This is a genomic window from Paenibacillus sp. FSL R10-2748 (assembly GCF_038005565.1).
Lineage (GTDB): Bacteria > Bacillota > Bacilli > Paenibacillales > Paenibacillaceae > Paenibacillus > Paenibacillus polymyxa_B.
The window spans coordinates 133,627-148,461 of record NZ_JBBOTK010000001.1 but is presented as its reverse complement, the minus strand read 5'-3'; the positions used below and the strand labels follow the sequence as shown (position 1 = coordinate 148,461).

At 46.5% G+C, this 14,835-nt stretch carries 11 protein-coding genes; 9 read left to right on the top strand and 2 right to left on the bottom strand.

Translation table 11 applies throughout. The features are described 5' to 3' along the window. Positions 1–96 precede the first annotated feature (96 nt). Positions 97–1,821 carry a ubiquinone-dependent pyruvate dehydrogenase gene (gene poxB, locus NSS66_RS00650; RefSeq protein ID WP_028542396.1) on the bottom strand — a complete coding sequence of 575 codons (1,725 nt, stop codon included), beginning with the start codon at positions 1,819–1,821 and terminating at the stop codon, positions 97–99. 314 nt (positions 1,822–2,135) lie between these two features. Between poxB and NSS66_RS00645 the strand changes: the two genes are divergently transcribed. The 3 genes from NSS66_RS00645 (at position 2,136) to NSS66_RS00635 (ending at position 6,238) form a co-directional block, all read left to right on the top strand. Beyond that, positions 2,136–3,629 (top strand): tagaturonate reductase, encoded by a 1,494-nt coding sequence (locus NSS66_RS00645; RefSeq protein ID WP_023988325.1) that lies wholly within the window; start codon positions 2,136–2,138, stop codon positions 3,627–3,629. 17 nt (positions 3,630–3,646) lie between these two features. Then, a complete protein-coding gene (locus NSS66_RS00640; RefSeq protein WP_069079640.1) occupies positions 3,647–5,146 on the top strand; it encodes a UxaA family hydrolase in 1,500 nt (499 codons plus the stop codon). 234 nt (positions 5,147–5,380) lie between these two features. Beyond that, positions 5,381–6,238 carry a DNA-binding protein gene (locus tag NSS66_RS00635; RefSeq protein WP_264453859.1) on the top strand — a complete coding sequence of 286 codons (858 nt, stop codon included), beginning with the start codon at positions 5,381–5,383 and terminating at the stop codon, positions 6,236–6,238. A gap of 195 nt (positions 6,239–6,433) precedes the next feature. Here NSS66_RS00635 and NSS66_RS00630 read toward each other — a convergent pair whose 3' ends face one another. Further along, positions 6,434–7,324 carry a hypothetical protein gene (locus NSS66_RS00630; protein ID WP_264453858.1) on the bottom strand — a complete coding sequence of 297 codons (891 nt, stop codon included), beginning with the start codon at positions 7,322–7,324 and terminating at the stop codon, positions 6,434–6,436. Between the two features lie 253 nt (positions 7,325–7,577). On the opposite strand from NSS66_RS00630, the gene NSS66_RS00625 reads away from it, so the two are divergent. The 6 genes from NSS66_RS00625 to NSS66_RS00600 all read left to right on the top strand — a co-directional run bounded on the left by NSS66_RS00625 (position 7,578) and on the right by NSS66_RS00600 (position 14,830). Then, the gene (locus NSS66_RS00625) at positions 7,578–8,540 is read left to right on the top strand and encodes an ABC transporter permease (RefSeq protein ID WP_076264208.1); all 963 of its coding nucleotides are present in this window, start codon (positions 7,578–7,580) and stop codon (positions 8,538–8,540) included. A gap of 14 nt (positions 8,541–8,554) precedes the next feature. Further along, the gene (locus tag NSS66_RS00620; RefSeq protein WP_028542392.1) at positions 8,555–9,442 is read left to right on the top strand and encodes a carbohydrate ABC transporter permease; all 888 of its coding nucleotides are present in this window, start codon (positions 8,555–8,557) and stop codon (positions 9,440–9,442) included. A gap of 26 nt (positions 9,443–9,468) precedes the next feature. Next, a complete protein-coding gene (locus NSS66_RS00615) occupies positions 9,469–11,115 on the top strand; it encodes an extracellular solute-binding protein (protein WP_028542391.1) in 1,647 nt (548 codons plus the stop codon). Positions 11,116–11,161: 46 nt separating this feature from the next. Next, positions 11,162–13,126 (top strand): sensor histidine kinase, encoded by a 1,965-nt coding sequence (locus NSS66_RS00610; protein ID WP_028542390.1) that lies wholly within the window; start codon positions 11,162–11,164, stop codon positions 13,124–13,126. Then, positions 13,098–13,886, top strand: a complete 789-nt coding sequence (locus NSS66_RS00605; RefSeq protein WP_023988332.1) for a response regulator transcription factor — start codon at positions 13,098–13,100, stop codon at positions 13,884–13,886. The genes NSS66_RS00610 and NSS66_RS00605 overlap by 29 nt, the downstream gene beginning before the upstream one ends. Before the next feature lie 131 nt (positions 13,887–14,017). Continuing rightward, on the top strand, positions 14,018–14,830 hold the full coding sequence (locus NSS66_RS00600) for a DUF3891 family protein (RefSeq protein WP_076160179.1): 813 nt from the start codon (positions 14,018–14,020) through the stop codon (positions 14,828–14,830). Positions 14,831–14,835: the final 5 nt, after the last annotated feature.

Here is a 14,835-nt window from a genome sequence, read left to right as displayed (position 1 = left end):
TCGTTTTATTAACAGGCAGGCCAAAGGGGTAGAAACCATGCTAAATGTATGGTTTCTGCCCCTTTTAGGTTGAAAGGCGCTCTGCTTCGTCTGGATTTAACGAAAGAGATTGGTTTTAGCCAGTTCCACAATCTCGTCACCGCGTCCGTTCAACATCGCTTTCATCATCCACAGTGTAAATCCTTCTGCTTGTTTAAGATTAATTTTGGGTGGCATAGATAGTTCCTGACGGTTCACCACCACGTCTACCACAACAGGGCCATCATGAGCCAATGCTTGCTGAATGGCATCCTCCAGCATTGCCGGATCTTCAACCCGGATGCCCTTGAGCCCCATGGCTTGCGCTACAGCACCAAAATCAGGATTCACCAGTTCAGTGCCGTTTTCCAGGAATCCGGCTGCTTTCATTTCCAGCTCGACAAAACCGAGAGCGCCATTATTGAAAACAATGACTTTAATAGGCAGCTGATGCTGCTTCAGAGTGAGCAGGTCGCCCATCAGCATCGTGAGCCCGCCATCGCCTGAGAGGGCAATCACTTGTCGGTCAGGCTCAGTAGCCTGCGCTCCGATTGCCTGCGGCAGCGCATTTGCCATTGTGCCATGGTTGAACGAGCCGAGAAGCCGACGCTGACCGTTCATTTGCAAATAACGCGCAGCCCATACAGTGGGAGTACCGACATCACAGGTGAAAATAGCATTTTCCTGCGCGGCGTCACTGATGACCTTGGCGAGATATTGGGGATGGATCGGCGTATGACCTGGTTTACCGACGGCAAGGTCATCCAACTCCTGGCGTACCTTGGTGTAGTGGGAGACGGTTTTCTCTAGATGCTTGGAATCATGCTCTGACGTTAAATGCGGTAGCAGCATTTCCAATGTGGCTTTTACATCCCCGCATAAACCATATGTCAACGGAGTACGTCTACCGAGATGGGCTGGCTCTATGTCTACCTGTAGGACAATCGCATCCTCAGGGTAAAATTGTCTGTAAGGAAAGTCTGTTCCGAGCATAAGCAGGACGTCACAATCCATCATCGCATGGTACCCGGAAGAATACCCGATCAGTCCCGTCAATCCAGCATAGTAAGGGTTGTCATACTCCAGATATTCCTTGCCTCGCAGAGCAGATACCATAGGGGATTTTAACTTGTCGCATAGCTGCATGAGCAATTCATGAGATTGTGCACAGCCGGCGCCGCATAGTAACGTAATTCGTTTGCCTTTATTCAAATATTCGGCCAGTCTGGAAATTTCGGAAGCTGACGGATGCACTACAGGTGCAGTGGGATGGTAGACATGTTCAGGGACAGGTACCTTTTCCGCCTCCAAAGCTGCTACATCACCGGGAAGAACAATGACGGAGACACCTGAACGTGAAATTGCCTGTTGAATGGCCATGGTCACCGTTCTGGGAATTTGACGCGGTGTCGTAATAACCTCACAGAAGTGACTGCATTCTCCGAAAAGATGCTCAGGATGCGTAGCTTGAAAATATTCACTTCCGATTTCGTCGCTTGGAATATGAGCGGCAATAGCCAGTACAGGCACCCGATTGCGGTGGCAATCATATAAACCATTAATCAGATGCAAATTTCCGGGACCACTACTTCCAGCACATACAGCAATGCTACCACTAAGGTCAGCATCCGCTCCGGCTGCAAAGGCAGCCACTTCTTCGTGCCTTACATGAATCCATTCGATTTGACCATTGCTGCGAATGGAATCAACCATATTATTTAGAGAGTCTCCAACAATGCCATAAACCCTCTTGACCCCTGCATTGACCAAAACTTGTACAATAGTATCTGCGATTGTCTTCATAGATGTTCCTCCTGCCTAGTAAGTAGTGTTATCCTGCCCGTGCTTTCTTGCGTCTATTCTCCTGAAATGTATATAAGAACAAGGTCTCGGGATAGGGTGATAGTTAGCCTTAACCGTCTTGGATCAGGTGCGAAACAACAGAAAAAGGACGATATACTTGCAAATTTTTATATAAACGTATATGTTAACGTGTTCATATTATTGTCATTATTATTTTTTTAAACTAAAAATATTGATAAAACTATTTTGTTAACGTGTGCATTGTGATAAAATAACGATGAAATCATTATGGTAATTGTGGGAGGTTACTCCGGATGAAACAAGTAGATGAATTAGACCAATTAAACAGAAAAAGCTTTATCGTAACAGACCCGCATCCTGTGAGGGTGCTGCAATTCGGGGAAGGGAACTTCCTGCGTGCTTTTGTAGACTGGCAATTTGACAAAATGAATAAGCTGGCAGAATGGAATACGGGAGTTGTGATTGTACAACCGCAGCCAGGAGGCCTCGTGGAGAAGCTTAACGAGCAGGATGGCCTGTATACGGTTATTCTTGAAGGGATTAAGGATGGGAAGGCCATGAAGGAGCATACCGTTGTGGAGTGCGTCACTCGTGGGATTAATCCATACGGCTCTGATTTTTCCGAGTATGAAGCATTATCCCAAAAGCCGGAGCTGCGTTTTGTCGTGTCGAACACGACGGAAGCGGGGATCGCTTATGCACCAGAGGATCAATTGGAAGATCGTCCGCAAAAGAGCTTTCCAGGCAAGCTAGCCGCCTTTCTGTACAAGCGCTTTCAATTCTTCGGGGGCGATCAGAGCAAGGGACTGGTGATCATTCCGTGCGAGCTCATCGACCGTAATGGAGACGCTCTCAAGGAAATCGTACTGAAATATGCGGACCAATGGAAGCTTGGGGCCGAGTTTATTGCATGGTTGGAGGAATCGAATACGTTCTGCAACAGTTTGGTCGATCGGATTGTACCTGGTTATCCCAAAGACCGGATTCATGAGATTCAAGCAGAATTGGGTTACAAGGACGATTTGGTTGTTGTGGGCGAACAGTATCATTTATGGGTTATTGAAGGGCCACAGTGGCTTAAAGAAGAATTACCTGCTCATTTAGCCGGATTGAATGTACTGATTGTCGACGATATGGCGCCATACCGTACACGGAAAGTACGCATTTTGAATGGAGCACATACGGCGCTTACCCCTGTAGCTTATTTATATGGCCTGGACACGGTGGGGCAGGCGGTCGAGCATGATATTATGGGAAACTTTATCCAGTCGCTGATTCGAGAAGAAATTATTCCGACACTGGACTCGCCAGAAGCGGAATTGAATGTATATGCCGACGATGTTATTGAACGATTCCGTAATCCCTATGTAAGTCATTATGTTATGAGTATCGCACTAAATTCGGTGTCCAAGTTCAAGACACGGAACTTGCCATCCTTGCTCCAGTATGTGACACAGCGTAAGGCGTTGCCTGCCAAAATTGTATTTTCGCTGGCGTCCTTGCTCGTATTTTACCGGGGTGACAGAAATGGCGAGTCGATTGCGTTGGCAGACGAAGCTGAAGTGTTGAGTACGTTTGGTGAACTGTGGAGTAAATATGACGGTACTCTCGCCGGGGCGAAGCAATTGACTGCGCTGGTACTTGGCCGGCAGACATGGTGGGGGCAAGACCTGAACCAGATCGAAGGACTGGCTGAACAAACGGCACAGCACGTGTATGAAATTACAAGCAGAGGAATGAAGGAGACGCTCGATTCTCTAACCGGGAACAGCGTGCCCAGAGCATAAGCAAGGAGGAGACCGGAATGCTGGAGTTCATTCAAATTCATGATCAAGATAACGTGGCTGTCGCCTTGCGTGATTACAAGCAGGGAGAGACACTGGCGTGGGGAGCACAAGAAGAACAACGGGTGGAGCTAGCCGAGGATGTAGCACGTGGGCATAAAATCGCCTTGCAGGATATAGCTGAAGGTGGGCATGTTCTGAAATACGGATATCCCATCGGTCATGCCATTCAGCCCATTCAGGCAGGACAGCATGTGCATACGCATAATACGAAGACGAACCTGACAGGCGTGGAGGAGTACACTTATAAGCCTAAGCCAGCTCCTCATTTATATGAACAGGAGAGTCGTACGTTTCAAGGTTTTCGGCGAAAGGACGGCCGTGTGGGGATTCGCAATGAGTTGTGGATTGTGCCGACGGTCGGCTGTGTGAACGGGATCGCTGAACTTATTTTAAACCGTTTCAAGCAGGAAGCGGGAGATATTTCACCTTTTGAAAATGCACTGGTGCTCAAGCATAACTATGGTTGTTCTCAGTTGGGTGACGATCATGCACATACGCGCACGATTTTGATCGATGCTGTGAAACATGCGAACGCAGGTGGTGTACTTGTACTGGGTTTGGGCTGTGAGAACAATGAGATGAAAGAATTTAAGGAAGCCATCGGAGAATATGATTCGGAGCGGGTAAAGTTTTTGCTTTCCCAGGATGTGTCGGATGAAGTAGAGGAAGGGGTAAGGCTGCTTCATGAAATTTTTGCGGCCGTGCAAGAAGATCGGCGGGAACCTGTACCTTTGTCAGAGCTGAACATCGGCTTGAAATGCGGTGGATCTGATGGCTTATCGGGTATTACTGCCAACCCACTACTCGGACGATTGTCGGATTATATGGCCGCGCAAGGTGGAACAACGGTATTGACAGAAGTACCTGAAATGTTCGGGGCGGAGACAATTTTAATGGAGCGCGCTGCCGATGAGCAAGTATTTAATAAGATCGTACATCTGATTAACGATTTCAAACAATATTTTCTGGATTACAAGCAGCCAGTATACGAAAATCCGTCACCGGGCAATAAAGCAGGGGGCATCACGACGCTGGAGGATAAATCACTGGGCTGTACGCAAAAATCCGGGTCTTCCACGGTCACTGATGTCATTCAGTACGGGGAGCGTCTCAAGACCAAGGGACTCAACCTACTCAGCGCGCCGGGGAACGATCTAGTGGCATCTTCAGCTCTCGCTGCAGCGGGCTGCCAGCTCGTCATCTTCACAACTGGACGCGGTACGCCGTTTGGCTCCTTTGTTCCGACGATGAAGGTCTCAACCAACTCGCCGTTGTATAAGGCTAAACCTCATTGGATCGACTATAACGCCGGTTCATTGGTGGAGGATGTCAGTATGGAAGATGCGCTCCGCAACTTTGTCGATTACATCGTTGCTGTAGCCAGCGGAACCTGGGTGAACAATGAGAAAAACAATTTCAGAGAGCTCGCTATTTTTAAAAACGGTGTTACGTTGTAAAAGGCTGAAGTGTAAGGGAGGCGGAATTATTCCGCTTCCCTTTTTGAGTTTGTATGCTTCTAAATAAGCATGTTAGAAAAATTGGAATATATTATCATAATGTACTTGTCATATGCTTGAATTTATGATATAACTTAATTACGTAATAAATACGTAATTAAGTTATTTTTAGATAGGATTTAGATCTTACTTTTATTTGGTGAATATAGAAAGTCGGACAAGGAGGCGGGAACGGTGGATGATCTTGTTCACTCCGACATCACAGATCTAGACACACTTGTTAACATGATTAAGCTGTCTTTTTCATTTGCGGATGGTGCCAATATGATTGCTTTATGCGACCAGCTGTATAGCCATGTCAACCAAAAGTATCAGGAATTGCAGCTCTACAAAGCGCGCGAGAAACCTATACAACCCATACATACCAAACGGCCGTTAGTCTACTACTACGGCTACAGTCATCTCATGAAAGGCATGGCCTTCCAAAAACAGGGCAAGTATGAGGCCGCTCGCGATTGCATCGAAAAATATGCAGAATTGGGCTGGTTTAATGGTCTCGATCAATATGGGGAGGCAGAGGTAGAATATTACCGCTATGCTGCCAGAGCTAATTTGTATGCCCTTGATATTTTGTCAGGTCATGCCGAAGTGTTGCAGGAATACATCGAATTTCTTCGTAACAATCCGGAAGAACTGTTACCGGGGCTTCTTTCCATCGTTGAGGGAGCGTCGAGATACGACTATCCTTTAGAGGCTGTGCTAGAATCATTTGCCGAACAAATTGAAGGTTTTACATATTTTGAAGAGCCTGTGAATGTATCTTATTATTTTCGCTTCTGCTATCAACTGGCTCTTTATTATATCAAGCAACAACAGTTTACGGTTGCGTTGGGCTATATCCTGCAATCTCTCATGCTGTCCGATACCCTGGGTATGGAACATGAGCATGAGTTTAGGAAATGTACTGCTATATTTGAAATTTTCAGATCCCAAGCTACAGCAACACAGCAAGACCAATATATAACTATTTTAAAAGGAGTGTTAAAGGATGAAAAAATTGATTTCACGCCCTCTGTCGCTCAGTCTGTTTAGTTTGCTAGTGTTTGTTACAAGTCATGACCTCATCACGGTGTTTTATCATGGAGCCAATCATTAAGAAGGCAGAAGTAAAGTAGAAGTACACTCAATAGCAAGTAAGCTCATTAAGATCAGGGCTTACTTGCTATTTGGCGTATTATGAAGACCGATCATAACGTATATATAACGTGGCACATGTCCCAAAAATATTTAAGCTGTTGTAGGTTTATGCAGCAAACCTTGTTCTGATGGATGCAATGAAATTCTTGTCTGTTGGTAAACGGGGAATGATTCTTCCGTACTGTATGATCTGCTTTTTAACGCTGCATCCAGTGCCCGTAGCAAGGAACCTATGAATTGCTCTGGAGAAAAGAAAATGCTTTTCCCGACCATATGAATGTGAAGCTCGTTATGGTCACGGTTGCTTACAGACAGCAATATACCTTGACCCTGGAAACCCGTACCGATTGCGCGTATTTTGTTTATACCCGAGAGTAGCATTTCCGTTTTCACCGCACGCCCCTGTTCCTCTACAAATACAGAAATCAGGCGTTTGTCTGTAACGATAACAATTTGGTTACCCCGAAATGTATGACTCAGGTGTAGAAAATCTTTATATACCCCAATAGTCTGCTCATGCGGAGAAACAATCCCCATCCGTACAAACTCCTCCAGCTCAGTGACATCGGGTTCCTGATGATTTTTAATTCGTTTTTTGATACTGAACTGAATAGTCAGGATGCCCAAGATAGCTATGAGAAAAGCGCTAAGTCGGACATTAAATATAAAGAACATCAGGACAATAAGGCCGCCTACTAACCACTGTCCCCAAGTTAGATAGCGCAGCTTTTGTTGTACCGTACGGCGATAATAACCGTAGCCCTTTCCCGGTTGATACTCTTTGGTAAACTTTGTCATACCACGCATCATGGTTAATCCATAGACGGATAAAATTGTCATCGCGAGCGCCAAGAGCGTCATAAGCCATTCCTGAGCTGCAACGCCAACTAAAGTACACAGGCCAAACATGATGAGCCCCGCCCAGCAGGCAACCTTTTTAATTCGAACCTGTTTCTGAATCGAACGAACCAATTCTTCCATTCTTAATCCTCCTGATCTAGGTATATAGGTAATGATTGGAATCACATATAGTCTTATCGTACCATCTGATAGTCTTTTTCGTAAATTAATAGATGTAAAAATCCAAAGGCTGGAAGAAGGTTTTCGCGTATAGTCAGATCCCCACCTGAACTTTAGATACCAAAATCAAAAAATCCAGTACTACTCATTCGAAGCAGAAGCCTCTAAAATAATAAATGTAAGTGCTTACATTGCAAAGAAGGGAGGTCTTCGTATGAGAACAGGATGGAAGAATCCGCAGCCACAGCCACCGGTTCGATCGGGTAGAGGGGCATCACTAGCGCGCAAATGGGTTCAACAAAGACATTTGCAGACTATGGCGCTGCTTGGGGTGGTTTGGATGATTATTTTCCATTACATTCCGATGTACGGCATTTTGATTGCTTTCAAACAATTTGACATCATTGGTACCCTATCAAGCGCACCTTGGGCGGGGTTAGAGCATTTTCGGGCCTTTTTGGAGGATGATAACTTTTGGTACATTGTCAAAAATACACTGGGCATTAGCCTGCTCAAGCTGGCCATCGGGTTCCCGTTGCCTATTGTATTTGCTCTATTCCTGAATGAAATACGATCTACTCGGTTCAAAAAATCTATTCAGACCATTTCATACCTTCCTCACTTTTTATCTTGGGTCATTCTTGGCGGGATCTTAACGACGTGGCTGGCAGATACCGGGATGATTAATCAACTGTTGCTAGCCTGGGGTTGGATTGACCAGCCGATCAGTTATTTGGCAGAGCCGAGCTATTTTTGGGCTATCGTCGTTAGCTCGGATATCTGGAAGGAGCTTGGATGGTCAGCTATTATCTATTTGGCAGCAATGGCGGGGGTATCTACGGACATGTATGAAGCGGCCACCATTGACGGAGCCGGACGGTTTCAGAAAATGTGGTACGTCACCCTTCCCGCTATCAAGGGGACAATATCTATTTTATTTATTTTGGCGGTTAGCGGCATATTGAACTCCAACTTCGATCAAATTCTCGTCCTGCGTAACTCGCTGAATGAAAGTGCAAGTAATGTAGTTGATATTTATGTATATCAGGTGGGCATTCAGCAGGGCCGTTTCTCGTATTCTACCGCGGTGGGTTTGCTGAAATCGGTTCTTGCTCTCGTTTTGCTGCTAATTGCCAATTCGGTGACCAAGCGGGTGAATAATACATCCCTATTTTGAAGGAGGACGGCTGCATGCAGCTATTGCAACGCAGAACAGCAGGCGAAGCGATATTCGATTTCATGAACAACGTCTTCATGCTGATCATTTGTTTTGTCACGTTGTATCCCGTGTGGTATGTGCTGGTGAACTCCTTTAACGAAGGAGCAGACGCTATGCGGGGCGGCATTTACTGGTGGCCGAGGGTCTTCAGTCTGGGCAGCTATCAGGCTGTGTTTGCCAACAACGGTATTATGACCGCGATGGGGGTGACTATTGCCAAGACGCTTATCGGCACGATTGTTCATGTGTTTTTTACTGCAATGATTGCATATGCATATTCCCGTAGGGAGCTGATCGGGCGCAAGTTGTATATGCTGATTGGCACCATTACCCTGTTTTTCGGTGGGGGATTGATTCCAACCTATTTGCTGATACGTGATCTTGGACTGCTGGACAGCTTTTGGGTGTACATCATTCCTGCGATGTTCAGTTTTTTTGACCTTATTATTTTTATGGCTTTTTTCCGAGAACTGCCGGATGCACTGGAAGAGGCGGCGAAAATAGACGGTGCGAATGATTTTGGTATCTTTTGCCGGATCGTGCTTCCTGTATCTATGCCGGTAGTAGCGACGATTGCGTTGTTTCATGGGGTATACCAGTGGAACGATTATTTTACCGGAATGATTTATATTAATAATACGGATCTTCAGCCGATTCAAACGTATTTGTACCGGGTTGTTGCCCAATCTAGCTCTAATCAGATGATGGCTGCTGCACCGGGAATTGTTGCCCAGTCCGTCACTTCGCAATCGATCAAGCTGGCGACGATGGTCGTGACGACACTGCCTATTGTACTGGTATATCCTTTTCTGCAAAAATATTTCGTCAAGGGTCTGATGATCGGCTCGATCAAGGGTTAGCACATCATCCAAGGGGGAGATTTATAATGAACATTCGCAAATGGCAGAAGGGGCTGTTGGCCTCTGTTCTGCTGGTGGGTTTGCTCGCGGCATGTACGTCCGGTGGAGGCGGTACTGTCACGGAATTGAAGGACGAGAAGACCAAGGCTACGGCAGATGCACCGGGATGGAAGGCGGATATGGAGCCGATTACGTTTGACTGGTATTTGAACTTTTCCTGGTTCCCGAACAAGTGGGGGACGGATATGACCTCGAAGTATGTTACGCAAAAGACCGGGGTCAGCGTCAATTTTATCGTACCCGCAGGGAATGAAAATGAAAAGCTCAACACCATGCTGGCCTCCGGCAAGCTGCCTGATTTTGTCACGCTTGGTTGGGGAGAGGACGCGGTCAAAAAAATGATTGAGGGCAAGATGGTGCTTCCGCTCAACAAGCTGGCCGAGAAATACGATCCGTATCTGATTAAAATAGCTGATCCGGCGAAAATGTCCTGGTATCGCCAAACGGACGGGAATGTTTACGGGTATCCTAACGCTTCTTCTTCGCCACAGGATTATCAAAAATACGGCCAAAATTTTGTTTCCAACCAGACGTTTATGGTTCGGAAGGATATGTACGAGGCGATCGGCAAGCCGGATATGAGAACACCGGAAGGATTTTTGAAAGCGCTTCAAAAAGTGAAAGAGAAATTTCCAGAGGTGAACGGTCAGCCTCTTATCCCGATGGGATTCCACGAATTTACGGATAACGGAAATTATTCTTTTGAAGACTATTTACTTAACTTCCTAGCCATTCCTCATGAAAAAGACGGCAAGCTATACGATCGTCGTTCGGACGAAGAGTATATTCGCTGGCTCAAAACATTCCGTCAAGCAAATGAGCAGGGCCTGATCGCCAAGGACGTATTTATCGACAAACGTCCGCAAATGGAGGAAAAGGTGGCACAGGGCCGATATTTTGCCATGTTATATCAGCGCTCTGACTTTGCCACACAACAGGTAATGTTATATGCGAAGGACCCGAACTCCGTCTATATCGCGGTGGATGGACCTTCGAACAGTAAGCTGGACCCGCCGACGCTGGCTGGGCCGGGTATTTCCGGCTGGACGGTGACGCTTATTTCGAAGGATGTCAAAGACAAGGAGCGGGCTATTGAATTTCTGACTTATCTGATTAGCGAGGAAGGAAACCGCGATCTGTATCTGGGGGAGCAGGGCAAGCTGTGGGACATGGTTAACGGTAAGCCAGCCTTCAAGCCAGAGGTGCAGGAGCTGCTGAACAAGGATCGTTCTGCTTTTGATAAAAAATATGGAGCCTCCTTCACCTTCTGGATGCTGATGGATACGAATATGAATTTGCAGTGGGCGCCGCCCAGCGTCGAGCCGTATAAGCAGCCAGAGGATTGGACGAAAGGCAAGACGAAAGGCTTCTCCCAATATGACAATATCAAACCGACCGGAACTTCGGCGGAGGGCATTGCGTCAGGCCAGATAGATAAAATTTGGGGCAAGACATTGCCGAAGCTGCTGCTGGCTTCCTCAGATGAGGAATTCGACCAGCTGTTTGCTCGCTTTTTGGAAGATCGCAGAAAAGCAGGATATGACAAAGTTATGGCCTATCAGCAAAAAGCCTATGAGGAAAACCTTAAGAAAATTGAACAGTTCACCAAATGATTTAATTCGATGACTTAATCTATTGAACCCCTAAGGATGTGATTTCATGCCAGGCCGTGCACGTTCACAGATGAAGAGCCTGCTGCGCCGCACTATATGGCAGTGGATGAAGGGGACGGCCGATCGGCTTGGCGGTTGCTCTCTTCAAGTTAAGCTCATTGTCGCGTATATCGGAGTCATTTTAATTCCGGTGGTATTGTTCTCGCTATATACCTTTCACCAACTGTACGAGAATACCATGCAAGACATTACCGTACAAAATCATTATGTGTTGGATACAGAGCTGGCCCATATTCACAGCAATATGGAAATTATGGAGCGAACCGCACAGCTTGCGATCTCAGATCGCAACGTACTTCGTTATCTGACCGAGGAACGTGAAATAAGCAGCGATGAGCTGGTCCAATTCAACTTGAATGTGTTTCCAAATTTACAGCACTTGCTGTACAGTAATCCCAATGTAGAGAACATTCGACTGTATACGAGTAATCCTCAGGCACATGAAATATGGCCGATGATTTTTAATGAATCACGACTGCCTAAAGCTTCCTGGCTGAAAACGGCCCAACTCCGACAAGGGAAAATATGGTGGGAAATGTACAAGGGGCCGAAAAGCTTACTTCTGGGGCAATCCCGGCAGGAAAGTGAGACAGTGCAGTATATGGCACTGCTGCGTGAAATTCAGTCTACCGGAGGAAGACACGCAGGGTTGGTAGAAACAAACATGAGGCTGGAGCTATTTTCACCTAGAGTATTTGGAATCCCACAACGTGACCGCGCATGGCAAATGTTCATTCTAGACGGCGACGATTCCAGCTCAAGGAACGCTGATAAACCAATGTCTTCTACCGATATAGCTACAGCTTCCTCTCAATCAGATTCAATTTCGATCCCTCTGTCCCATGTGCACCATCTGTTTCAGTCCCAGGTTCAGGGACCGGGTGGTGCTTTTGATTTTTCCTATGAGAATAAGCCTTATCTCGGCATGTACCGTTATATAGAAGGGTTGGACGCCTATTTGCTAAATGTGGTGGCGCTGGACGGTCCGCTGGGTGATCTCCGTCAGAAACGCAATGCCATGCTGCTCATTATTAGTATGCTGATTTTGTTTATGTCCGTCATTTCTTATACCCTGCATGCCTTCATTCTCAAACAGCTACATACACTGCGTGAATCCATGAAAAAAGTAGAGCAGGAGGGTGACTTTCAGCTTAGAATTCCAGTATATGGGCGGGGAGAAGTGGCTGAGCTGGCTCTATATTTTCGCAGTCTACTGAGTCGGATAAACGGACTCATTGCCGAAGCAGTACACAAGCAGGCCGCTGCTCAGGAGGCTGAGCTGCTAGCGCTCAAGCATCAGATTGATTCCCATTTTCTCTATAATACATTGGAAAATTTAAAAATGATGGCGGAGATAGAACGACAGTATCCGCTGTCGGATGCCCTTACCTCCCTTGGCTCGATGATGCGTTATAATCTCCAATGGTCGGGATCGTGTGTTGCTTTGCGGGATGAAATCCGCCATATTCAGCATTATGTGGCCATCATGAACATTCGCCACGATAACCAAATTGGATTGGAAATTCATCTATCGTCGGCGTTTATGGAACTGGAGATGCTGAAAATGTCGCTGCAGCCTGTAGTCGAAAATGCTATCAAGCACGGTTGGAGTGCATTGCAAAGCCCATTCAGCATCACGATTGAAGCCTGCCCTAAGCAGGATATTATAGAATTGCGCATACAGGATAACGGAGTGGGGATATCTGAAGAAAGAAGAAACGCCATCATGGCTGGTCTAGCGCGAACGGAAATGGATTCCCACGAGCCCGGGATGAATGGGGGAATCGGTTTGTATAATGTGCATCGCCGTTTGAGTATGCAGTATGGCGAAGAGTATGGCATAAGACTGGACAGCATCCCCGGACAATCGACGACAGTGACCCTGATTTTGCCTAAACGTTACATGATGAGGGGGGCAGACCATGACGACCAAGCTGTTGATTGCGGATGACGAGAAAAATATTCGAATGGGACTTCAAGCTATGATCGAACGGGAATTTTCCGGTCTCTATGAATGTGTACTGGTCAAGGACGGAATGGAAGCCTGGCAGCATGTGAAGCAGTTTTTGCCCGAGTTGGTGATAACGGATATCCGTATGCCTGTTATGGATGGCATTATGCTGATGCAGCATATTCACGAGCTGGAGCCGGGTCGCAGACCTTTGGTAATCATTCTCAGTGGATATGACGAGTTCCAGTATGCGCGCGAAGCGATTCGCTGTGGGGCACGGGAGTATTTGCTCAAGCCAATCGTAAGGGAGGAACTGTTTGGTGCGCTGGCAGTTTTGAATGAGGAATTGAAGCAGAGGAACCACCTCATATACGATGGTGTTGTCAGCGTAGAGAAAGATAGACCAGCTGGCGCGAGTGCCATCGTCGATAGAAGCGGTAGTATGACACGTGCTATCCAATACATCCATGCTCATTACAGCGAGGATTTGAATATGGCAGTAGTATCCAATTCAGTATCCTTGAATTATACGTATTTTAGTCAGGCGTTCAAAGCCTATACAGGCCTTAGCTTTGTTCAATATGTAAAAAGGCTGCGCATTACAGAAGCCAAAAAGCTGCTGGAGTGTCAAGGGGGCAAGATTTATGAAATTGCGGCTAACGTGGGCTTTGACAATGCAAAGCACTTTAACAAAGTGTTTCGTGAGCTGGAGGGGATGACCCCGCAGCAGTTTCGAGTGCAGAATCAAAGGGGTAATTAGATATAAAGAGGCGGAAAACTTCACTGCCTTTTTAACCTTATCCTGATATAATAAACGTAAGCATAACCATCGCCTTCAATCAGAGAGTTTGTACACAATCACACGAATCGCCGAACGGAAGGGGAGAGCATATGGTTATTTATGAAACGGACCAAGCTTATATCATGACGACGCAGCATGACCATGCCCATATTTCAGGTGAGTTGGCTTCACAATGGGAAGAGAGTGCCTTCAAGAATAGACGTCATAAGCAGGATTTTGTATATGCAGCAAGGGAGCATGATCGGGGCTGGATACAGTTAGACGCTGCTCCTTTCTGGAATGATCATGTGTCTGCACCTTATACGTTTATTGATTTTCCGCTCAATCCTCGTTTTGTTTTCTATCGTCTTGGGATTGATGAAGTCGAACAAGGTAATACGTATGCGGCGTTGCTGTGTAGCTTGATGTACAGGGAGCTAGTCGGACGGACCGAGCATCAAAACGCTCAGGACAAGCAGATTACGCATGCTTATCAGGAAGCGGAGGCACAGCGTCGTCAGAGGCTCAAACAGGAGCTGGCATGTGGCGTAACCTTCGACCATCAAGTGCGGACGGATGTACGGAGAATGTTGTTTTGTGACGAATTGAGTCTGTTTTTGTGCAGCCGAGAGCCGGGCACGCCTACAGCAGATTATGAATGGTTTGCTGAAGGTTTAAGCTTCCCGGCTGTTCGACATGAAAGCGGGCGAGTTTGGGCCGAGTGGCTATCGGATCAGACTGTAGGTCTTTCCTTTTTTCCTTTCAGGGGCAAGGTAGGGATTACTCATACCTTTAAGAAGGTGGACAAGGAGAAAATTCGTACCTTTGGTCTCCTAGAGGCTTACCGTTCTTCTGAATGGACGCATCGAACCTTTACCGTTGAACATATCATGGAAGTAGAAGAACATAAGGAGAATGCCTGACAGTC

Bases quoted from the DNA above. Each gene is read 5' to 3' on its own strand.
- NSS66_RS00610 (WP_028542390.1), top strand. From the start codon at position 11,162: ATGCCAGGCCGTGCACGTTCACAGATGAAGAGCCTGCTGCGCCGCACT.
- poxB (WP_028542396.1), bottom strand. From the start codon at position 1,821: ATGAAGACAATCGCAGATACTATTGTACAAGTTTTGGTCAATGCAGGG.
- NSS66_RS00620 (WP_028542392.1), top strand. From the start codon at position 8,555: ATGCAGCTATTGCAACGCAGAACAGCAGGCGAAGCGATATTCGATTTC.
- NSS66_RS00640 (WP_069079640.1), top strand. From the start codon at position 3,647: ATGCTGGAGTTCATTCAAATTCATGATCAAGATAACGTGGCTGTCGCC.
- NSS66_RS00605 (WP_023988332.1), top strand. From the start codon at position 13,098: ATGACGACCAAGCTGTTGATTGCGGATGACGAGAAAAATATTCGAATG.
- NSS66_RS00600 (WP_076160179.1), top strand. From the start codon at position 14,018: ATGGTTATTTATGAAACGGACCAAGCTTATATCATGACGACGCAGCAT.
- NSS66_RS00645 (WP_023988325.1), top strand. From the start codon at position 2,136: ATGAAACAAGTAGATGAATTAGACCAATTAAACAGAAAAAGCTTTATC.
- NSS66_RS00625 (WP_076264208.1), top strand. From the start codon at position 7,578: ATGAGAACAGGATGGAAGAATCCGCAGCCACAGCCACCGGTTCGATCG.
- NSS66_RS00615 (WP_028542391.1), top strand. From the start codon at position 9,469: ATGAACATTCGCAAATGGCAGAAGGGGCTGTTGGCCTCTGTTCTGCTG.
- NSS66_RS00630 (WP_264453858.1), bottom strand. From the start codon at position 7,324: ATGGAAGAATTGGTTCGTTCGATTCAGAAACAGGTTCGAATTAAAAAG.